17 protein-coding genes and 1 riboswitch are annotated in these 20,773 nt (G+C 72.2%); of the genes, 5 read left to right on the top strand and 12 right to left on the bottom strand.

All coding sequences use genetic code 11. The annotated features are described in order from the left end of the window. Positions 1 to 258: cobalamin biosynthesis protein (locus VKG64_01105; protein ID HKB23622.1), on the bottom strand; the 258-nt coding region annotated here is incomplete at its 3' end. Between the two features lie 19 nt (positions 259 to 277). Further along, positions 278 to 1,816 (bottom strand): cobyric acid synthase, encoded by a 1,539-nt coding sequence (locus VKG64_01110; GenBank protein HKB23623.1) that lies wholly within the window; start codon positions 1,814 to 1,816, stop codon positions 278 to 280. A 78-nt stretch (positions 1,817 to 1,894) separates the two neighbouring features. On the opposite strand from VKG64_01110, the gene VKG64_01115 reads away from it, so the two are divergent. The 5 genes from VKG64_01115 to VKG64_01135 are packed head-to-tail and all read left to right on the top strand — an operon-like array spanning position 1,895 to position 10,881. Further along, positions 1,895 to 2,269, top strand: a complete 375-nt coding sequence (locus VKG64_01115) for a hypothetical protein (protein ID HKB23624.1) — start codon at positions 1,895 to 1,897, stop codon at positions 2,267 to 2,269. 51 nt (positions 2,270 to 2,320) lie between these two features. Then, a complete protein-coding gene (locus VKG64_01120; GenBank protein ID HKB23625.1) occupies positions 2,321 to 3,559 on the top strand; it encodes a TolC family protein in 1,239 nt (412 codons plus the stop codon). A 1-nt stretch (position 3,560) separates the two neighbouring features. Continuing rightward, positions 3,561 to 4,676 carry an efflux RND transporter periplasmic adaptor subunit gene (locus VKG64_01125; GenBank protein HKB23626.1) on the top strand — a complete coding sequence of 372 codons (1,116 nt, stop codon included), beginning with the start codon at positions 3,561 to 3,563 and terminating at the stop codon, positions 4,674 to 4,676. Between the two features lie 19 nt (positions 4,677 to 4,695). Next, complete coding sequence (locus VKG64_01130; GenBank protein ID HKB23627.1) at positions 4,696 to 7,773, top strand: CusA/CzcA family heavy metal efflux RND transporter; 3,078 nt, start codon at positions 4,696 to 4,698, stop codon at positions 7,771 to 7,773. Positions 7,774 to 7,800: 27 nt separating this feature from the next. After that, positions 7,801 to 10,881 carry a CusA/CzcA family heavy metal efflux RND transporter gene (locus VKG64_01135; protein ID HKB23628.1) on the top strand — a complete coding sequence of 1,027 codons (3,081 nt, stop codon included), beginning with the start codon at positions 7,801 to 7,803 and terminating at the stop codon, positions 10,879 to 10,881. Here the strand turns inward: VKG64_01135 and VKG64_01140 are convergent. The 10 genes from VKG64_01140 to cobU form a co-directional block, all read right to left on the bottom strand. After that, positions 10,878 to 11,414, bottom strand: a complete 537-nt coding sequence (locus VKG64_01140; protein ID HKB23629.1) for a hypothetical protein — start codon at positions 11,412 to 11,414, stop codon at positions 10,878 to 10,880. The two genes, VKG64_01135 and VKG64_01140, sit on opposite strands and share 4 nt — an antisense overlap. Before the next feature lie 15 nt (positions 11,415 to 11,429). After that, positions 11,430 to 12,224 (bottom strand): energy transducer TonB, encoded by a 795-nt coding sequence (locus VKG64_01145; protein HKB23630.1) that lies wholly within the window; start codon positions 12,222 to 12,224, stop codon positions 11,430 to 11,432. Further along, positions 12,221 to 12,871 (bottom strand): adenosylcobinamide amidohydrolase, encoded by a 651-nt coding sequence (locus tag VKG64_01150; GenBank protein ID HKB23631.1) that lies wholly within the window; start codon positions 12,869 to 12,871, stop codon positions 12,221 to 12,223. The genes VKG64_01145 and VKG64_01150 overlap by 4 nt, the downstream gene beginning before the upstream one ends. Then, positions 12,871 to 14,796 carry a TonB-dependent receptor gene (locus tag VKG64_01155; GenBank protein ID HKB23632.1) on the bottom strand — a complete coding sequence of 642 codons (1,926 nt, stop codon included), beginning with the start codon at positions 14,794 to 14,796 and terminating at the stop codon, positions 12,871 to 12,873. The genes VKG64_01150 and VKG64_01155 overlap by 1 nt, the downstream gene beginning before the upstream one ends. Before the next feature lie 49 nt (positions 14,797 to 14,845). Then, a riboswitch (cobalamin riboswitch) is annotated at positions 14,846 to 14,976 on the bottom strand. Between the two features lie 16 nt (positions 14,977 to 14,992). Continuing rightward, the gene (locus VKG64_01160) at positions 14,993 to 15,874 is read right to left on the bottom strand and encodes an ABC transporter ATP-binding protein (GenBank protein ID HKB23633.1); all 882 of its coding nucleotides are present in this window, start codon (positions 15,872 to 15,874) and stop codon (positions 14,993 to 14,995) included. Next, positions 15,871 to 16,887 (bottom strand): iron ABC transporter permease, encoded by a 1,017-nt coding sequence (locus tag VKG64_01165; protein HKB23634.1) that lies wholly within the window; start codon positions 16,885 to 16,887, stop codon positions 15,871 to 15,873. The genes VKG64_01160 and VKG64_01165 overlap by 4 nt, the downstream gene beginning before the upstream one ends. After that, a complete protein-coding gene (locus VKG64_01170; protein HKB23635.1) occupies positions 16,884 to 17,759 on the bottom strand; it encodes a cobalamin-binding protein in 876 nt (291 codons plus the stop codon). Before VKG64_01170 ends, VKG64_01165 begins: the two co-directional genes overlap by 4 nt. Then, positions 17,756 to 19,156 carry a cobyrinate a,c-diamide synthase gene (locus tag VKG64_01175; GenBank protein ID HKB23636.1) on the bottom strand — a complete coding sequence of 467 codons (1,401 nt, stop codon included), beginning with the start codon at positions 19,154 to 19,156 and terminating at the stop codon, positions 17,756 to 17,758. The genes VKG64_01170 and VKG64_01175 overlap by 4 nt, the downstream gene beginning before the upstream one ends. Position 19,157: 1 nt before the next feature. Next, positions 19,158 to 20,204 (bottom strand): nicotinate-nucleotide--dimethylbenzimidazole phosphoribosyltransferase, encoded by a 1,047-nt coding sequence (gene cobT, locus VKG64_01180; GenBank protein HKB23637.1) that lies wholly within the window; start codon positions 20,202 to 20,204, stop codon positions 19,158 to 19,160. Continuing rightward, positions 20,185 to 20,754, bottom strand: coding sequence for a bifunctional adenosylcobinamide kinase/adenosylcobinamide-phosphate guanylyltransferase (gene cobU, locus VKG64_01185; GenBank protein ID HKB23638.1), 570 nt, complete (start codon positions 20,752 to 20,754; stop codon positions 20,185 to 20,187). Before cobU ends, cobT begins: the two co-directional genes overlap by 20 nt. Positions 20,755 to 20,773 lie beyond the last annotated feature (19 nt).

Genomic DNA, 20,773 nt, shown 5'->3' on the forward strand with positions numbered 1-20,773 from the left:
GAGCACCCCCGCCTCGAGGAGCGCGCCCGCCTGGCCGAGCCGCGCCGCGAGCGCGCTCACGGCGAAGCCGCCGAGCCCCGCGAGCGCGGCCGCGCCCAGCGCCGTGACGGCGCCGCCACCGAGGAGCGCCGCGGGGCCGCCGCGCCGCAGCGCGCGACCGCCGAGGGCGAGCGCCCGACCGAGCCACGCGACCGGATGGACGCGGTTCGGCGGATCGCCGAACGCCAGGTCGAGCGCCACGGCGGAGAGCAGGACCACGACCGCGTAGAGAATCGGCTCAGGCTCTCGGGAACGCGAGACCGACGAGCTTCGCGACGGCGGAGAGGTCGAGCGCCCCGCCGACGACGCGCGCGAGCCGCTCGTAAGGATCGCCCCGCGGCGCGCCCCAGCGCCCGTCGGGCGCGCTTCCCTTGAGCGCCGCGAGGTGACGGAGGAGCGCGCGGCGGAGCGCGTCGTTGGCGAAGAGGCCGTGCAGGTAGGTGCCGGCGACGTTCCCCGCGGCGTTGACGGCGCCGTCGGCGTCGTGGGCGGACGCGCCGCCGCGCTCGACGACGGCGAAGAGCGGGGGCGCGCCAGGCGCCGGGCGCGTCCGCCCCGCGTGGATCTCGTACGCCGTGACCTCGCTGCCGGCCGCGGCGGCGAACGGCCCCGGCGTCCCCGCCACGCGCGCGCGCACGCGCACGGTGGTCTTCGACGGCGAGAAGGTCGTCACCGCCGGCAGGAGGCCGAGGCCCGGCGTGGACGGCGCCGGTGACTCGACGCCCTCGGGATCGAGGATGGCCTCGCCGAGCATCTGGAAGCCGCCGCAGACGCCGAGCACGTGGCGTCCCGCGGCCGCGGCGCCGCGGATCGCCGCCGCGAACCCCGTCGCCCTGAGCCAGCCAAGATCCGCGACCGTGCTCTTGCTCCCGGGCACGACGACGAGATCGGCCGCGCCGAGCTCGGCCGGCGTCGTGACCCAGCGCACGCGGACCCCGGGCTCCTCGGCGAGCGGCTCGAAGTCGTCGAAGTTCGCGAGGCGCGGGAGCCTGACGACCGCGATCTCGATCGCCGCGCTCTCGCCGCCCGCGGGCTCGCGTAGCGAGTCGAGATCGAGCGAGTCCTCGGCGGGCGCCAGCCGGCCGGGGATCCACGGCACGACCCCGAGCACGGGCACGCCCGTGCGCGCGGTCAGCTCCTCGAGCCCCGGACGGAGCACCGCCACGTCGCCGCGGAACCGGTTCACGACGAAGCCGCCCACGCGCGCGCGGTCGGCCGGATCGAGGAGCGCGAGCGTGCCCACGAGTGCTCCGAACACGCCGCCGCGGTCGATGTCGCCGACGAGGACGACACGCGCGTCGGCGAGCCGGGCGATGCGCATGTTCACGATCTCGGTCGCCGCGAGGTTGATCTCGGCGGGACTCCCCGCGCCTTCGATGACGACGAGGTCGTGGGCGCGCCGGAGACGCGCCAGGCTCTCGCCGACGATCGGTAGGAGCTCGGGTAAAAGTTTCACGTACGCCCGCCAATCCATGGTGCCGACAGCCCGGCCCCGCACGACGACCTGCGAGCGGTCGTCGGCCTCGGGCTTGAGGAGGATGGGGTTCATGTCCACGCTCGGCTCGACGCCGGCCGCCTCGGCCTGCGCCGCCTGCGACCGTCCGATCTCGCCGCCGTCCGCCGTCACCGCGGCGTTGAGCGCCATGTTCTGCGACTTGAAGGGGGCGACGCGATACCCCGCGCGCGCGAAGAGGCGGCAGAGGGCGGCGGCGAGGACGCTCTTGCCCACGCCCGAGCCCGTCCCCTGGACCATCAGGCAGGGCGCCGGCGCGCTCATGGTTCCGTCACATTGACCGGCATTGGCGCGGCGACGATGATAGTCGAATCGACGCGCACCTGTGGGATAATCCGGCGCATGGTGCGTCGCACCCGTGTCGGTCGCGCGTCCACGGTGCTGCTGGCGTTCTACCTCGTCTGCGTGACGCTCGTGTTCTCGTTCATTCTCTTCGAGGTGCTCGATATCGACGGGTCGGACTTCCCCGTCGCGCCGATGCGGGCGGTCGCGCCGCCCCACCCGGCGGAGTCGAGCCACGACATCAAGCGGACGCACCTCGCTGGCCCCGGGCAGTTCGGGATCGACCTCGACCTCCCCGCGGTGAGCGGCGTCAACGTCTCGCTCCGCGTCCAGCGCGCGACGGGCCTCGCCGCGGCCGTGGCGGGCCCGCCCACCGCGCTCGCCTTCCGCGTCACCCTCGCCCGCTCCTCGCTCGACGTCCCGGCCCCCACGTAACGCTCCGCGCGCGTCGTTCCGGTCGTTCGCTCCACGTTCAGGGGGAGGGTCATGGTCCGAGTGCTCTTGGTGGTCTCCGCGTTGTCGCTGCTGCCCGTCTGCCCGCCGGCGGGTGCCCAGGAGCGCCTCGGGCGCCTGACACTCGACCAGGCGGTGGACCTCGCCCTGCGCGAGAACCCGACGCTCCGGGCCAAGGGCTTCGAGCTCGAGTCCACGCGCGCCGGCGAGGTGACCGCGGGGCTCATCCCGAACCCGACCGGCTCGTACACGAGCGAGAAATACGGCGCCAGCAACAGCTACATCGAGCAGACCGCGACCCTCGGCCAGACGATCGAGCTCGGCGGCAAGCGCGGGCGGCGCCTCGACAGCGCCCGGGCGCGGACGCGCGTCACGGAGGCCGAGCTCCTGGACGTGCGGCGCCAGGTCGTCTTCCAGGTCAAGAAGACGTTCACCGACGTGCTGACCGCCAGGGCCGCGCTCGCGCTCGCCGAGCAGAACCTCAAGGCGCTCGAGGACGTCGAGAAGGTCCAGCGCCTGCGGGCCGAGAAGGGCGACATCTCCGAGCTCGAGCTCCTCCGCATCGAGGTCCAGACCTACCAGTTCCGGCGCGACGCGGCCGACGCGCGCCAGGCGGCGAATGTCGCCAGGATCGCGCTGCGCGCCGTCGCCGGAGCCGACCGGATCGCCGACGACTTCGAGGTCGAGGGCGAGCTCGGCTTCAAGGAGTTCGCGCCGACCCGCGGCGATCTCTACCGGCTGACGCTCGAGAACCGCCCGGACATCCGCGCGGCGGAGGCGGCCCGCGAGCGGGCGCGCGCCGACGTGAGCCTGGCGCGCGCGAACGCGTGGTGGGACGTGACGCCGCAGCTCGAGTACAAGCGCACCGACACCAACGAGCAGACGTTCGGCTTCGGGTTCAGCGTGCCGATCCGGATCTTCGACCGGAACCAGGGCGAGATCGCGCGGTCCCGCGCCGAGGTGAATCGGGCGGACGCGGTGCGCGAGGCGGTCGCCGTCCAGGCGCTCTCGGAGGTGGACACGGCGCTCGGCGCGCTCACGACCGAGCGCGCCAAGCTGGTCGCCCTCCGCGACACCTACCTGCCGAAGGCGCAGAAGGCCCGCGACACGATGGAGTTCGCCTACCGCCGCGGCGGCGTCAATCTGCTCGACTTCCTCGACGCCCAGCGGACGTACCGGGAGACCTCGCTCGAATATCTGAAGACGCTCGGCAACTACTGGACGGCGGTGTATCAGCTCGAGGCCGCCGTCGGCGGTCCCCTGGGGAATTAGCATGCCGACGCGGCTCCTGCTCCTCCTCCTCGGCGCGGCGCTCGCCGCGGGCTGCGGCGACGCCAGCTCGGGGCCGCCCGCGGCGCCGGGGCCCGCGGCCCACGCGCCGCCCGTCGTCAAGACGGTGCATCCCGAGTACAAGACGCGCGCGACCGCCATCGAGACGAGCGGCAAGGCGCAGTTCAATGAGGAGCAGCTCGCGCGCGTGCAGGCGCCGCTCACGGGCCGCGTCGTCGAGGTCCTCGCCCGACCCGGAGACCTCGTCGAGTCCGGCCAGCGCCTCTTCGTCCTCGACAGCCCCGACCTCGGCCAGGCCAAGAGCGACTATGCGAAGGCGGCCGCCGACGTCGAGCGCGCCCAGAAGGCGCTCGACCTCGCGCGCGAGCTATTCGAGGCCAGGGCGATCGCCCAGAAGGAGATCCGCGAGACGGAGAACGACTGGCGCAAGGCCATCGCCGAGCGCGAGCGCGCCGCGTCGCGCCTCCGCACGCTCGGCGTTCCCCCGGCGCAGCTCGAGGCGGTCGCGGCCCGCGCCGACGCCTCCACCCGCATCGTCGTGACGGCGCCCCGCAGCGGGATCATCGTCGAGCGCAACGTCGCCCCCGGTCAGGTCGTCGCGTACGGCCAGTCCGACACGCCGCTCAACCTCTTCGTCATCGCGGACCTCTCCACGATGTGGGTCGTCGCCGACGTCTACGAGCCCGACGTGCCGAAGGTGCGGCTCGGCCAGGCGGTCACGGTCACGCTCCCGTGCTGCCCGGGCGACCGCTACGAGGGCCGCGTCAGCTACATCAGCGACACGGTGGACAAGGAGACGCGCACCGTGAAGGTCCGGGCCGTCGTGCCGAACCGCGGCCGCGCGCTCAAGGCGGAGATGTTCGTCAAGGTCGCGATCGGGACCGGGACGAGCCGAGTCCTGGCGATCCCGGAGAGCGCGGTCCACACCGAGGAGCGCAAGACATTCGTGCTGGTCCAGACGGGCCGGGACGCTTACACGCGGCGTCCCGTCAGGCTGGGCGCGACCTTTGACGGGCTGGCCGAGGTGATCGAGGGCGTCGGGCCGGACGATCTGGTCGTGACCTCGGGGGGCATCCTCCTCAAGAAGTCCGGAAAATGATCGGCGGCGCGGCGACGACGTGATCGCACGGATCATCGCCTTCGCGCTGCACCAGCGCTTCATCACCCTGGCCATGGCGCTCCTGCTGACGGTCGGGGGGATCGTCTCGTTCTCCCGCCTGCCGATCGAGGCCTATCCCGACGTCACGGACGTCGAGACGGACGTCATCACGATCTGGCCCGGCCACGCCGCCGAGGAGGTCGAGCGCTACCTCACGATCCCGATCGAGAAGGAGCTGAACGGGATCGCGCGCGTCGCGTTCATCCGTTCCTTCTCGAACTTCGGGCTCTCCAACATCCGCGTGTTGTTTACCGACAGCACCGACATGTACTGGGCACGCCAGCAGGTCCAGGAGCGTCTCTTCCAGGCCGAGGTGCCCTCGGACGCGAAGCCCCAGCTCGGCCCGCTCGCCAGCGTGATCGGCGAGGTCTATCGCTACACGCTCGAGTCGAAGACGATGCCCCTCGTCGAGCTCAAAGCGCTCCAGGACTGGGTGCTGGAGCGCGAGTTCCGCAAGGTGCCCGGCGTCGCCGACGTCGTCTCCTGGGGCGGCGGCATCAAGCAGTACCAGATCACGGTGGACCCCGCGCGCCTCCGCGCCTACAAGCTCACGCCGCGGCAGGTGTTCGACGCCGTCACGGCGAACAACGCGAACGCCGGGGGCAGCTACATCCCGCAGGGCGAGTACGCCCTGATGGTCCGCGGCATCGGCCTCCTCCAGTCGCTCGCCGACATCGAGAACGTCGTCGTCACGGCCCAGAAGGGCACGCCGGTCATGATCCGCGACATCGCGACGGTGGGGATCGGCCACGCGATCCGCTTCGGCGTGCTCGGGCGCGATCACGACGACGATCTGGTCCAGGGCATCATCCTCATGCGCCGGGGGGAGAACCCCGGTGTGGTGATCGACGGCGTCAGGAAGAAGCTCGCCGACGTCCAGAGGAACCTGCCGGCGGGCGTCGAGCTGAAGACGTACTACAGCCGTGACCGCCTCGTGAAGACGACGGTGACGACGGTCATGCGAAACCTCATCGAGGGCGCGGGGCTGGTCATCGTCGTCCTCTCCCTCTTCCTCTACAACGTCCGCGCCGCGTTCATCGTGGCGCTCACGATCCCGCTCTCGCTCCTCTTCGCGTTCGTCTTCATGGACGTCCGCGGCATCCCCGCGAATCTGATCTCGCTCGGTGCGATCGACTTCGGCATCATCGTGGACGGTGCCGTCATCATGACCGAGAACATCGTCCGCCACCTCGCCCAGCACCGGCCGACGCGCCACCGGGTCGTTCGTGAGATCCAGCACGCGGCGAGCGAGGTCGCGCGGCCGCTCACCTTCGCCGTGCTCATCATCATGACGGTCTACTTGCCGATCCTCACGTTCCAGCGCATCGAGGGCAAGCTGTTCACCCCGATGGCCATGACGATCTCGCTCGCGGTGGTCGGCTCGCTCCTCCTGACGCTCACCCTCATCCCCGTGCTGGCGAGTCTCCTCTTCCGGCGCCCGCCGTCGGAACGCGAGAGCCCGATCCTACGCGTCCTGCGTCGCCTCTACCTGCCGGCCGTGCGCGGGTGCCTCCGACGCCCGAGCCTCCCGATCCTCGGCGCCGCCGGCTTCCTCACCGTGGCGCTGTTCGTCTTCACGCTGCTCGGCAAGGAGTTCTTGCCGGAGCTCGACGAGGGGGACCTGTGGCTCCGCGTGAAGTTTCCGGTCGGGATCTCGCTCGAGGGCGCACGCCCTTACGTCCACGAGATCCGCGAGCGCCTCCTCACCTTTCCCGAGGTCCGCACCGTCGTCTCCCAGCTCGGCGCGCCCGACGACGGCACGGATCCGAACGGTCCCGACACGTGCGAGTTCTACATCGGCCTCAAGCCGCGCGGCGAGTGGGTCACGCGGGACAAGGACCGGCTCATCGAGGCGATGAGCCGGTCGCTCGCCGCGATCCCGGGGATCACGCTGAACTTTTCGCAGCCGATCAAGGACAACGTGGACGAGGCGCTCGCGGGGGTCAAAGGCGAGCTGGGTATCAAGCTCTTCGGCCCGGATCCGTTCGTCCTCCAAGCCAAGGCCAAAGAGATCGCGGATGTCCTCCAGGGAGTCCGCGGAGTGGTCGACCTCGACTACGACAAGCTCGTCGGCCAGCCGCAGCTCCAGATCGTGGTGGATCGCCGCGCCGCCGCCCGTTACGGCATCAACGTCCAGGACATCCAGGAGATGGTCGAAGCGACGACCAAGGGGCGCATCGTGACCCAGCTGTTCGAGGGCGAGCGGCGCTTCGACCTGGCCGTGCGCGTGGCGGCGCCCGAGGGCGACGTGCTCACGCGACTCGGGAACCTCACGGTCAGCGCGCCCAGCGGCGAGCGCATTCCGCTGACCCAGCTCGCCGAGATCACGCGCGCCCAGGGCGTCGGCCAGATCCTGCGTGACGGCAACGTCCGCCGCGTGGCGATCAAGTGGAACATCCGCGAGCGCGACATGGGAAGCCTCGTGGCCGAGGCCATGCAGAAGGTCGACGCGGCCGTGAAGCTGCCGGAGGGCTACCAGCTCGTCTGGAGCGGCCGCTTCGAGGACCAGCAGCGAGCGCTCGCGCGCCTCTACATCATCGTGCCCCTCGTGATCTTCATCATCTTCATCCTCCTCTTCGCCGCCTTCGACTCCGTCGGCGATGCGCTCCTCATCATGCTCAACCTGCCCTTCGCACTCGTCGGGGGCACGTTCGCGCTCTTCCTCTGGGGGACCAACTTCAATATCTCCGCCGCCGTCGGCTACATCGCGGTGTTCGGCGTCAGCGTGCTGAACGGCGTCGTCCTGGTCTCCTCGATCCGCCAGGCCCGCGCGGAGGGGCTGGCGACGCGCGAGGCCATCGTCCGCGGTTGCGGGCTCCGCTTCCGCCCGATCCTCGTCTCCGGGATCGTCGCCATCATCGGCTTCCTGCCCGCTGCGCTGTCGCAGGACATCGGCTCCGAGATCCAGCGCCCGCTCGCCCGCGTCGTGATCGGCGGCCTGATCTCCTCGACGGCTCTCACGCTCCTCGTGCTGCCCGCCGTCTACGCCGTGCTCGCCCGTCGACCGACCGAACCGCCGGCGCTCGCCGGGGCGTAGGAGGCGTCGCCACTGATCACGCGTGTCATCGCGTTCGCCCTCCGCCAGCGATTCATCACGCTGGCGCTCGCGCTGCTCCTCACCGTCGGCGGGATCGTGTCCTTCTACCGCCTGCCGATCGAGGCGTACCCCGACGTCGGCGACGTCCAGGTCGACGTGATCACGCTGTGGTCGGGCCACGCGGCTGAGGAGGTCGAGCGCTACATCACGATCCCGCTGGAGAACGAGCTGAATGGCATCGCCCATGTGACCTTCCTCCGGTCCATCTCGAACTTCGGCCTCTCCAACATCCGGGTCGTCTTCGGCGACGGCGCCGACAACTACTGGGCCCGCCAGCAGGTGCAGGAGCGGCTGGTGCAGGCGGCGCTCCCCTCCGACGCCAAGCCGGGCCTGGGCCCGCTCTCCGGCGTCATCGGCGAGATCTACCGCTACACGCTCGAGTCGAAAACGCTACCGCTCGTCGAGCTGAAGGCGCTGCAGGACTGGGTGCTCGAGCGCGAGTTCCGGAAGGTCCCCGGGGTCGTGGACGTCGTCTCCTGGGGGGGTGGCATCAAGCAATATCAGGTCACGGTCGATCCCGAGCGCCTCCGCGCGTACAACCTGACGCTCAAGCAAGTCTTCGACGCGGTCGCCAGCAACAACGCGAACGCCGGCGGCAGCTACGTCCCCCAGGGCGAGTATGCCCTCATGGTGCGCGGGATCGGTCTCATCCAGTCGGTCGACGACATCGAGAACGTCGTCGTCGCCGCCCAGAAGGGCACGCCGATCCGCGTGCGCGACCTCGCCCGCGTCGGCATCGGCCACGCGATCCGCTTCGGCGTGCTCGGGCGCGATCACGACGACGATCTGGTCCAGGGCATCGTGCTCATGCGCAAAGGGGAGAACCCCGGCCAGGTGATCGAGGGCACCAAGCGGAAGATCGCCGAGCTCCAGAAACTCCTGCCGGGAGACGTGCAGCTGCGCCCGTACTACAGCCGCGACCGGCTCGTGCGGACGACGGTCACGACCGTCATGGAGAACCTCGTATCGGGGGCCGCGCTCGTGATCGTGCTGTTGTCGCTGTTCCTCTACGACCTTCGCGCCGCCTTCATCGTGGCCCTGACGATCCCATTGTCGCTCCTGTTTGCGTTCATCTTCATGGACCTCAGGGGGATTCCGGCCAACCTGCTCTCGCTCGGCGCGATCGACTTCGGAATCATCGTGGACGGCGCCGTCATCATGGCGGAGAACATCATCCGTCACCTGAGCGAGCGAAAGGCGACCGGGTCCCGGGTCGTTCGCGAGGTCCAGCACGCCGCGGTCGAGGTCGCGCGCCCGCTCACGTTCGCCGTGCTGATCATCATGACCGTCTACGGACCGATCCTCACCTTTCAGCGGATCGAAGGCCGGCTCTTTCGCCCCATGGCCGTCACGATCTCCCTTGCCGTCATCGGATCGCTCGTGCTCACGCTGACGCTGATTCCCGTCCTGTGCAGCCTGGTCTTTCGTCGCCCGCCGTCCGAGCGCGAGAGTCCGCTCCTCAGATGGCTCCGGCGTCCCTACCTGCCCGCGGTCCGCTGGTGCGTCCGCCGACCGCTCGTCCCGATCCTCGGCGCCGGCGCCGCCCTGGCGATCGCGCTCCTGGTCTTCACTCTCCTCGGCAAGGAGTTCCTCCCCGAGCTCGACGAGGGCGACATCTGGCTCCGGGTCAAGTTCCCCGTGGGGATCTCCCTGGAGGGGGCACGCCCCTACGTCCACGAGATCCGCGAGCGCCTGCAGACGTTCCCGGAGGTGCGCGTCGTCGTCTCACAGCTCGGCGCGCCCGACGACGGCACGGACCCCAACGGTCCCGACAACTGCGAGTTCTACATCGGCCTCAAGCCGCGGGAGGGGTGGAAGGTCAAGGACAAGGACACGCTGATCGAGGCGATGACGGCGTCGCTCGCGGCCATTCCCGGGATCACCACGAACTTCTCGCAGCCGATCAAGGACAACGTGGACGAGGCCCTCGCCGGGGTGAAGGGCGAGCTGGCGATCAAGATCTACGGCCCCGATGTGTTCGCACTCGAAGCCAAGGCGAAGGAGATCGTCGCGGTCCTGAACGGGATCCGCGGCGTGACCGACCTCGACTACGACCATCTGGTCGGCCAGCCGCAGCTCCAGATCGTGGTGGACCGGGCGGCGGTGGCGCGCTATGGCATCAACGTCCAAGACGTCCAGGACGTGATCGAGGCGGCGACGAAGGGACGCAGCGTCACGCAGATCTTCGAGGGCGAGCGGCGCTTCGACCTGGCGGTCCGCGTCGCACGTGACGGCGACCCGCTGGCGGCCCTGAGGCGCCTGGCCGTCAGCGCGCCGAGCGGCGAGCGGATCCCGGTGGTCCAGCTCGCCGAGATCAGCAAGACCGAGGGGCTCGCCCAGATCATGCGCGAGGGCAACAGCCGCCGCGTCGCCGTCAAGTGGAGCGTTCGCGAGCGTGACATGGGAAGCCTCGTCGCCGAGGCGATGCGGAAGGTGGACGCCGCGGTGACACTGCCCGAGGATTACCAGCTCGTTTGGAGCGGGCGATTCGAGGACCAGCAGCGGGCGCTGGCGCGCCTCTACGTCATCGTGCCGCTCGTCATCTTCATCATCTTCGTCCTGCTCTTCGGCGCCTTCAACTCCGTCGGAGACGCCCTTCTGATCATGCTCAACCTCCCCTTCGCCCTGATCGGCGGCACCCTCGCGCTCTGGGCCTGGGGGACCCACTTCAACATCTCGGCGGCCGTGGGTTATATCGCGGTCTTCGGCGTGAGCGTGCTCAACGGCGTCGTGCTCGTGTCGTCCATCCGCCAAGCGTACGGCGACGGCCTCCCGATGAGGGATGCGATCGTCCGGGGCTGCGAGATTCGCTTCCGCCCGATCGTCGTCTCGGGCATCGTCGCGATCGTCGGCTTCCTGCCGGCCGCGCTCTCCCAGGGGATCGGCTCCGAGATCCAGCGGCCGCTCGCCCGCGTCGTCGTCGGGGGGTTGATCTCGTCGACCGCGCTCACGCTGCTCGTGCTGCCGGCGATCTACGCCGTCCTGTCGCGGACGAACGGGAGCGCGTCGGGGTCGGTGCCGGGCGGCGCGGGCACGGCGAGCGCTTAGCGCCCGGGCGCCGCGTGGCGGCGCCGGAGCTCCCGCCAGAGCGCCGTCTTCTCCCAGCGGGGCGCCGGAAGACGCCGGCCCTCGGCGTCGAAGTGAGGGCTCGGGAAGAGGACCGTGATCATCTGCTCGCCGCGCCCGTTCCAGAGCCGGAGCCCCCACGTCGTCGGCGCGCACGAGCCGCCGTCCGTCCGGAAGAACGCGGCACGCGCGACGCGGCGCAGGCGCGCGAGCTCCGGGCTCCGCGTCCCGCGATGCTCGCCGACGCAGAGGTGGAAGTGCCAGGCGCCGGGGTCCACGGTGAGGTAGCCGTCGAGCATCGTCACCTTGGGCGGCGCCGTGAAGCGGATCTCGTACGCCGCGCCCTCGAGCAGCGGGCCCACGGTCACCTCGGCCCAATGCTCGGTGAAGAGCCCGGTCAGGAGCCGCTCGATCGCGTCTCCGGCGACGGGCACGTCGAAGTACGCGGTGACCGTCCCGTCGAGCTCGCGCTCGACGCCGGTCGGGTCGGCGTCGTCCCGCGGGGCCTCGTCCACGGGACGAGGATACGGTCACTCGAGCGTGAACACCACCGGCAGGCGGACGCGCAGGTGGCGCGGCGGCACGCCGGGCGGGAACGGCTCCGGGGCGAGGCGCCGCACCGTCTCGAGCGCCGCCGCGTCGAGGAGCGCGTGAGAGGAGGAGTCCGCGAGGCCGACCAGACCGAACGTGCCGTCGGGGCGGATGACGATCTCGAGCGCAACCGTGCCCTGGAGCCCGCGCCGCCGCGCGGCGGGCGGATATCGGAGCGCTTCCTGGATGCGCTCGCGGAGCCGCGTGAGGTACGAGCCGTACTCGGCCCCCGGCGCACCGCCGCCGGTGCCCGGGCCGGCGAGCGCCAGGCCGCGGCTCACGTCGGGCGCCGTGCCGATCCCGCGGCCGCGCACGCCGACTCCGCCGGGGGCGCCGGCGCCCGCCGACGTGACGCCGCTGCCGGCCGCGACAGCTCCGGCGCCTCCCGGGGCGCCGGGCACCGCGCCATTGCCCGCGGGCTCGGTGGCGCTCGCCCGCGGCGGCGATGGCTCGAGCGCCACCGGCGGAGCGTGGCGAGGCGCTAGAGCTTCGAGGGCGCCTGACGCGCGCGCCGTCCGCGCGACGGCACGCGGGGCGCCGCCGGCGGCCGCCGAGGGCGCGCCACCGCCGGCCGCGATCGCCCCGCCCCCCTCAGTGTCCGCCCCGCGCGTGAGATCGATGTAGAGCGCGCCGAGCTCCGACTCCCGCGTGACGAACAGGACCACGGCGAGGAGGGCGGCCGCGTGGAGCGCCAGCGAGGCCACGAGCGTCGCGAGCCGTCTGGGCCGGCTCATGGATGCTCGGCGAGCCAGCGCTCGACGCCGACGGTGAGCGCCGCGCGCGCGGCGCGCGCGATCACGGAGCCGAGCTCGCTCACGGGGCCGCCGAAGCGGCACAGCCGCCCGCGGCCGGTCGCCGCGACGACGACGGCGTCGGTCGAGGTGCCGCTGGCCGGCGTGCCGTCCGCGCAGCGCACGCCCGACGCGACGAGGAGCGCCGTCTTCACCTCGGTCACCGTCATGACGGCGTTGACCAGCGCGGCGGGCTCGGCTGCCGCGTCGACGACGACGATCGCGTTGATCGTCGAGGACGCCCAGACCGCGGCCGGGTGGACGCCGGCGGCGACGCGGTTGCTGAGCCCCACGGTGACGACGGCGAGCACGCCCAGGCCGTGACCGGCTGCCTCCGCGACCTCGGCCTTCTCGGTCCACGCCGACGTGAGGAGCCCGATCCACGGCGCGGGCACGCCCCGGCGCGCCGCGAATGCGGCGAGCCGCGCCTCGACGTCGTGGGGCTCGACGTCCTTCGGCACGTGGAGATTCACGATCGCCCGCGCCGCGCCGAGGCCGCCGCCGACCAGCGCCGAGGAGACGGCGGTGAGCGCCGCGCGCGCCGTCACCACGACGGCCTCCCGGTCGACGGCGACCTCGACGCCGTCCATCAGAACGCGGCCCGGAGCCCGGCGAGCGCGGTCAGGCCGAGCGCGGGGAAGCCGCGCACCTCCGAGTACCGCTCGTTCAGGAGGTTCTGGATGCGCGCGGTCAGGTCGAGCGATTGCAGATAACCGTAGCGGTCGACGAGCCGGTAGGTGCCCCCGACGTCGACGCGGGTGTGGCCGGTGTTGTACACCCCGCCCCCGCCGGCGTCGAACTGCCGGGTGACGACGTGCACCTGCGTGAAGAGCGAGAGGCGCTTGACGGGCTCCCACGTGAGGCCGATATTCCAGCGGTTGTCGGGCTCCCGCGGGATCGGGTGGCGCGTCGCGAGCACCAGACTGTTCGTGTAGGTGTAGTTGACCGAGGCCACGAGGTTGTCGAGCAGGTCCGTCTCCGACGTGAACTCGATTCCCTGGGCGCGCGCCTTACCCGAGTTGACGCCCTTGACGAACGGCGGCGTCGCGATCGAGACCAGGCCGATCAGATTCTCGAAATCGGTCTTGAAGTAGGTCAGGCCCAGGCGCACCCGGTCGGCCCAGAGGCGCTGGTCGGCGCCGGCGTCCCAGGAGAAGCTCACCTCAGGCTTGAGCGTCGGGTCGGAGAAGCCGGGGAAGAACTGCTCGTTGAAGGTCGGCGCGCGGAAGCCCGAGCCCGCGCCGCCGCGGATGCGGGTCCCCCACTCCTTCACCACGTACGCGAGCGAGCCGCGCTCGGTGGTGTTGCGGCCGAAGATGCTATTGTCCTCCACGCGGACGCCCGCCGACAAGAAGAGCCGCTCCCAGAACCGGAGCTGCTCCTCGAAGAAGCCCGCCGTCGTGTGGCTGTGCGCGTCGAAGGGCGTGGTCGGCGAGCCGGGAGCGCCCGGCCGCAGGTGCCCTTCTTCGCCCCGGAGCTCGAGGCCGAAGGTGCTCGTGGACCACGACCCCATGAAGAAGCGGTTGAGCCACTCCGCCTCCCGCCGCTCCACCTTGATCCGCGACGGGAACTCGCACGGCGGGAACGGGCACTCGTCCGCCCGGTCGGGGAGGTCGATGAACGTGTTCGTGTTGTTGTACTTCCCGAGGCGCAGCTCGGTCTCCCACCACTGGAGTGGCCGCGTCTTGCCGGCGAGCGTCATCACGTACGTCTCGCTGATGTTCCGGTTGTTGTTGTCGATGACCGGGTCGATCGGCAGCGGGCCGAAGTTCGTGGAGACGAACTTCACGGGGAGCCCCGTCTCCGTGCGGTTGTAGCGCAGCGTGAAGCCGATCGAGCTCCGGTACGGGAGCGAGACGCCGAGCCGGAGGTTCAGCGCGTTCTGGTCCGAGTCGTCGTTCTTGAAATGGCCGTTCGACTCCATGTGCGAGGCGCCGAGCGCGTAATCGAAGGGGCCCCAGGCGCCGGAGAACCCGGAGCGGGTCGCGTAGGTGTCGTAGTTGCCGGCTTCCTGCGAAAAGTACCCGGAGAAGGGGCCCTTCCCCTTCTTGGTGATGATGTTGATCACGCCCCCGATCGCGTCGGCGCCGTAGAGCGTCGACTGCGCGCCGCGGATGATCTCGATGCGCTCGATCATGTCGGGCGAGAGGTCGGAGAGGTCCACCTCGCCGAGCGTCGGGCTCTTCACACGGACGCCGTCCACCAGGACCTGGACCTGTTTCGTGTTCGCGCCGCGGATCGTGATGCCCGTCGTCTTGCCGAAGCTGCCGGAGCGCCGGATCTCGACACCCGGCACGTTGCGCAGCGCCTCGTCCACGCTCGGATAGTGATAGGTCTTGAAGTCGTCTTCGGTCACGACCGTCACGCTCATGCCGAGCTCGCCGACCCGCGCCTCCGTCTTCGTCGCCGTCACCACCACGGGCTCGAGCTTCTTCGTCTCCTGGGCTGCCGCCGTCCCGACCGTCGCCGACGCCGCCAGCGCCGCCACCCACGCCATCAGAAGCCTCCATCGCATCGCTTCACTCCTTTTTTCCGCGAAAGGGTTGGAAGTCGTCGCTCCGGACAGGTCTCCTGGCTCGTGGATCGTCGCGCCGCGCCCGGCCTTCCCATCCGCCTGGCGGACAGTGGCCTTCGTCTGGGCGCGCGCTCCCCACTCACAGTGGCGGGACCGCGCCGGCTTCTCACCGGCTTCCCTCGGACCCGGAGCTCGCTCACTCGCTCGAAGCTGCTCTGGCTCGTCCTCCTTTCGTCGTCGCGGTGTCGCCTCGCCCGACGCCCGGTGTGTCGACCCGCCACGTGAGCTGAACGACCGGGCGGCGCGTCGTCGGGTGCTTGTCCACCGTCACCTCGCAGCCGAACGCCGACCCGAGGAGCGCCTCGTGCAGCACCGCCTCGGGCGGGCCGACGGCGACCTGGCGGCCCTCGGCCATGAGCAGGAGCCGGTCGCACACCTCGGCCGCGAGGTTCAGGTCGTGAGAGACGAGCAGGATGGTGACGCCGCGCTCGCGGTTGAGCCGCCGTAGCATCGCCGCCGACTCCGCCTGATAGCGAAGGTCGAGGTGAGCCGTCGGCTCGTCCAGCACGAGGAGCCGCGGCTCCTGGGCGAGCGCCCGGGCCACGACCGCGCGCTGGCGCTCGCCGCCGCTGAGGCTCTCGAGCCGTTGCGCCGCGAGGTCGGCGACGCCCGTCGCCTCCATCGCGGCGCGGGCGATCGCGCGGTCGGCCGGGTCCTCGAAGTAGCGGCCCGGCGCGTGCGGATAGCGCCCCATCAGGACGAGCTCCTCGACCGTGAACGGGAACTCTCGCGGCACGCCCTGGGGCACCACGGCGACCCGCCGCGCCAGCGCGTCCCGTCCCCAGCGCCGGAGCGGGCGCCCCTCGAAGACGATCGCGCCCGCGGCGGGCTCGAGCACCCGCGTGAGGAGGCGGATCAGCGTGGTCTTGCCGGCGCTGTTCGGGCCGATCACGCCGACGATCTCGCCCTCGCCGATCTCGAACGCGAGGTCGGCGAGCCTGAACGGGCGCGCCCGCCGCTCGCCCGCGGCGGGATACGCGAAGCCGACCCCGCGGAGCTCGACGAGCGGCGGCCTCACACGCTTCCCCGGTAGCGCGTGCGCAGGAGCCAGACGAAGACGGGCGCGCCGCAGAGCGAGGTGATGACACCGACCGAGAGCTCGGCCGGCGTCACGATGTTGCGCGCGACCGTGTCGGCGGCGAGGAGGAAGACGCCGCCGCCCACGAGCGACGCGGGCACGAGCAGGCGGTTGTCCGGCCCCACGAGCATGCGGAGCGCGTGGGGCACGACGAGCCCGACGAAGCCGATGGGCCCGGCGAAGGCGACCACGCTCGCCGTGAGCAGCGCCGCGGCGACGAAGATGACGAGCTTGAGGCGCTCCGCGTCCACGCCGAGCTGCCGGGCCGATTCCTCGCCGAGCGCCAGGAGGTTGAGCTCCCGCGCGCGCGCCAGGACGAGCCCGAAGCCGACGGCCGCGAGCGCGGCGAACAGCGCCAGCGGCCGCGGCGGGATCGGCGCGAGGTTGCCGAGGAGCCAGTGGATCACGCCGCCCAGCCGGTTCACGTCGAGGAGCGAGACGACGACGGTGATCGCGGCGGAGAAGAAGATCCCGACGATCACGCCGGCGAGGAGCAGCGTCTGGATCTGGAGGCCGCGCCCCGCGGCGGCGATGAGGTACACGGCGCCGGCGGCGGCGAGCGCGCCCGCGAAGGCGAACGCGGTGAGCCCCGCCGCCTGGAGGAGGCCCGGGCCGAGCCCCACGCTCTGGCCGATCACGACGCCGAACGCGGCGCCGCCGGAGACGCCCAGCACCGACGGCTCGGCGAGCGGGTTGCGCGTGAGCGCCTGGAACGCGACGCCCGCGACCGCGAGCGCGCCGCCCGCCAGGATCGCGACGGCGATGCGCGGGAGCCGGATCGACAGGGTGACGACGCTCTCGACCGACGCCGCCGGCGCGCGCCCGGTCACGGCGGCGAGCACGGCGCGCGGCGGGAGCCCGGCGCTCCCGAGGAACAGGGCCACCGCGCCCGCGAGCGCGAGGGCGGCCACGAGCGCGCCGAGGAGCACGAGGAGCCGGCCGCGCTGGCTCACCTGAAGGCCTCCGGGTGGATCGCGCGCGCGAGCTGCTCGAGCCCGTCCACGACCCGGGGGCCGTAGCGGTGGAGGAGATTGCCGTCCACCTGACCGAGGCGCCCCGCCCTGATCGCCGGCAGCGCCGCGAGCCGCTCCCAGCGCTCGCGCTCGACCGGGCCCGTGTTCGAGCCGTGGTTGGCGAGGAGGATCACCTCCGGCGCCTTCGCCACCGCGGCCTCGAGGCTGTAGCGCGGATAGGCGTCGGCTTCGGCAGCGCTGACGGAGTCGCCGCCCGCGAGCCGGATCAGCTCGGTGACGAGCGCCTCGCGGCCCGGAACGATCAGGGGCTCGGGCCAGAGCACGTAGAGGACGCGCGGGCGCTTGTACGGCGCGACCGCGCGCCGCACCGCTTCCACGCGCCGATCGAGCCGCGCCCTCAGCGCCTCCGCCGCGGCCCGGCGGCCGGTGAGCTCGCCCAGGTGCGCGATCAGGGCCGTGACGTCAGCGACGCGGTGGGCGGCGACGAGGTACGTCGGGATCCCGAGGCGCCGGAGCTGGGCGAACGTCTCCTCGCGGTTCCCCTCCGTCGTCGCGACGACGAGGTCGGGCCGGAGCGAGACGATGACCTCGAGGTTCGGGTTCACCATGCCGCCCACGCTCGGCTTGCGGCGGGCGGCCGGCGGGTAGTCGCAGAAGTCGGTCACGCCGACGAGACGGTCCTCGGCGCCGAGGGCGAAGAGGGTCTCGGTCACACTCGGGACGAGCGAGACGATGCGGGCGGGCGGCGCCGCGAGCTCCACGGCGCGCCCGAGCATGTCCGGCACCGTGAGCGCGGCCGCGGGCGACGCGAGCGCCGGCAGCAGGGCGAGCGCCCAGACCGCGCGCCTCATGCGCGGGATCCCGCGCACGCGGCGACGAACGCGCGCGCGAGCGCCGGGTTCGAGGCGAAGTGGAGGTGGACGTAGCTCATGAGCGTGCGGCCGATCAGATAGCCCTCGGCGCGGTGCTCCCCGCGGCGCTGAGCGATCCGGTAGACGCGCTCGACGCTCTCGGGCACCGGACCGAGGGTCGAGTAATGGAATTCGTGGCCGCGCGCCGCCGCGCCGGCCGGCCCGAGCGGCGTCTCGCCGGTGAACGCGACCTCCGTGTAGCCGAGCGCCATGCGGCGGGGCCGCATGCTCACCCGCGCGGGAAGCAGGCCGACCATCGGATGCGCGACGCCGTCGGCGTCCTCGAGGCTCTCCGCCAGGTACATGAGGCCGCCGCACTCGGCGTAGATCGGCCGCCGCGCCTCGGCGAGCCGGCGCACCGCCTTCCTCGCCGAGGCGTTCTCGGCAAGCCGCGCCGCGTGGAGCTCGGGATAGCCGCCGCCGAGGTAGAGGCCGTCCACCTCGGGCGGCTCGGGCTCGGCGAGCGGGCTCCAGAAGACGAGCTCGGCCCCGGCCTCGCGCAGCAGGTCGAGGTTCTCGGCGTAGTAGAACTGAAACGCCGCGTCGCGAGCCACGCCGATTCGGACGGCTCGAGAGCGGGCGGGCCCCCTCCGTTCGGAAAGACACTCACTCGGGGACCTGCCCTCTCCCGGCAAATCCAGGAGGGGCGGGGCGACGCGCGCGAGCGCCAGGAGGCGGCCGAGATCTATGGACGCCTCGACCGCGGAGCCGAGGCGCCGGAGCTTCTCGGCGTCGAGCGCGCCCTCGACGGCCGTGACGAGGCCCAGATGACGCTCGGGCAGCGTGAGCGACTCGTCGCGTGCGAGCGCGCCGAGGGGCACGGCGCGGCAGCCGGCCCGGATCGCGTCGAGCACGAGCCGCCCGTGCGCCTCGCCGCCCACGCGGTTCACGATCACGCCCGCGACGTCGAGCCCGGGATCGAAGACCTCGAAGCCGCGCACCACCGCCGCGGCGCTCCGCGCCTGGGCCCACGCGTCGAGGACGAGCACGACGGGCGCGCCGAGCCACTTCGCGAGCTCCGCGGTGGACCCAGCCTCGCTCGTGGGCTCGACGCCGTCGAAGCAGCCCATCACGCCCTCGACGACCGCGACGTCGGCGTCCGCCGCGTGGCGCGCGACGCACGCGAGGACGCGCTCGCGCCCGCACATCCAGCCGTCGAGGTTGTAGGAGGGACGCCCGGTCGCTCGCTCGTGGAGGCCCGGGTCGATGAAGTCGGGGCCCGCCTTGAACGCCTGGACCCGGAGGCCGCGTCGGCGGAGCGCCTCGAGCAGGCCCAGCGTGACCGTCGTCTTGCCGACGCCCGTCGCGACGCCGCCGATCACGATCGCGCGCGCCATGTCAGCTCTTGTCCGTGACGCCGGCCGACTTGAACGTCGCCATCTCGCTCCAGATGCGCGCGGCCGCGCGCGCGAGGTGGACGAAGAGCGCGGCGCCCGTCCCCTCGCCCAGCCGCATGTCCAGGTCGAGGTAGGGCTCGAGACCGAGGTAGGCGAGCACCGCCGCGTGGCCCGGCTCGGCCGAGCGGTGCGAGGCGAAGAGCGCGCCGCGCGCGGCCGGCGCGAGCGTGACCGCCACCAGCCCCGCGGCGCCCGAGATGAACCCGTCCAGCGCCACCGGCACGCGGCGGGACGCGCCCGCGAGGATCACGCCCACGAGTCCCGCGATCTCGAAACCGCCGACCTTGGCGAGCACGTCGAGGCCGTCGCGCGGGTCGGGCGCGTTCACCTCGAGCGCCCGCGCGACGACGTGGACCTTCCGCGCGAGCACCGCGTCGTCCACGCCGGTGCCGCGCCCCGTCACGCGCTCGGGCGGGGCGCCGGTGAGCGCCGCCGTGATCGCGCTGGCCGCGGTCGTGTTGCCGATCCCCATCTCGCCGGTGCCGAGCAGGTCGGCGCCGCCGTCGATCGCCTCCAGGGCGAGCCGCGCGCCCTGCTCGATCGCGCGCTCGGCCTGCGCGCGCGTCATCGCGGGGCCCGCCGTCATGTTCGCGGTGCCCGGCGCGATCGGGCAGGAGCGGAGCTCGGGCGAGCGGCCGATCGGGTTCGCCACGCCGAAGTCGGCGACGACCACGCGCGCTCCGGCCTGCCGCGCGAGCACGTTGACGGCGGCGCCGCCGCGCAGGAAGTTCTCGACCATCTGCGCCGTCACGACCTGGGGATAGGCGCTCACGCCCTCCGCAACGACGCCGTGGTCGGCCGCGAAGGTGAAGATCACGGGCCGGTCGACGGCGGGCGCGCCGCCGCGCAGCACCGCGAGCCCAAGCGCGAGCTCCTCCAGGCGCCCGAGGCTCCCGGGTGGCTTGGTGAGACTGTCGAGGTGACGCTGCGCCGCGGCCGCGAGCTCCGCGGGCGGAGCGACGATCGAGCTAAGGAGACTGGACAGCACTGGAGTCCCTCCCGGGCCCCGACGGCGGGGTGGCGGATTTGAGCGTGACCGGAATGCCCGCGACCATCAGGACGACTCGGTCGCACGCGGCGGCGACCTGCTGGTTGACGAAGCCGAGGAGGTCGCGGAAGCGGAGCCCGAGCTCCGTCTCGGGGTGGACGCCCGCGCCCACCTCGTTGGAGACGAGCGTCAGCGTCGAGGCGCGGCGGCCGACGAGCTTCCCGAGGGCCTCGGCCTCGTCGAGGATCGCGTCGTCGCCGTCGCCGCGCTGGATCAGGTTCGAGACCCAGAGCGTGAGACAGTCCACGACGAGCGCGTCGTAGGCGCCCTCGAGCCGGCCGAGGCAGGCCACGAGCTCGTGGGGCTCCTCGACCGTCGTCCATTGCCGGGGCCGCTCGGCCCGGTGGCGTGCGATCCGTCGCGCCATGTCCGCGTCGGCGGCGCGCGCCGTCGCGACGAAGGCGACGCGCCCGCGGAGCGAGGGGGCGGCGACGGCGAAGCGGCTCTTGCCGCTGCGCGCCCCGCCGAGAACGAAGAGCGATGAAGCCACTCCCGGGTCCTCCCGCGAA

The organism is Candidatus Methylomirabilota bacterium (assembly GCA_035260325.1).
Lineage (GTDB): Bacteria > Methylomirabilota > Methylomirabilia > Rokubacteriales > CSP1-6 > AR19.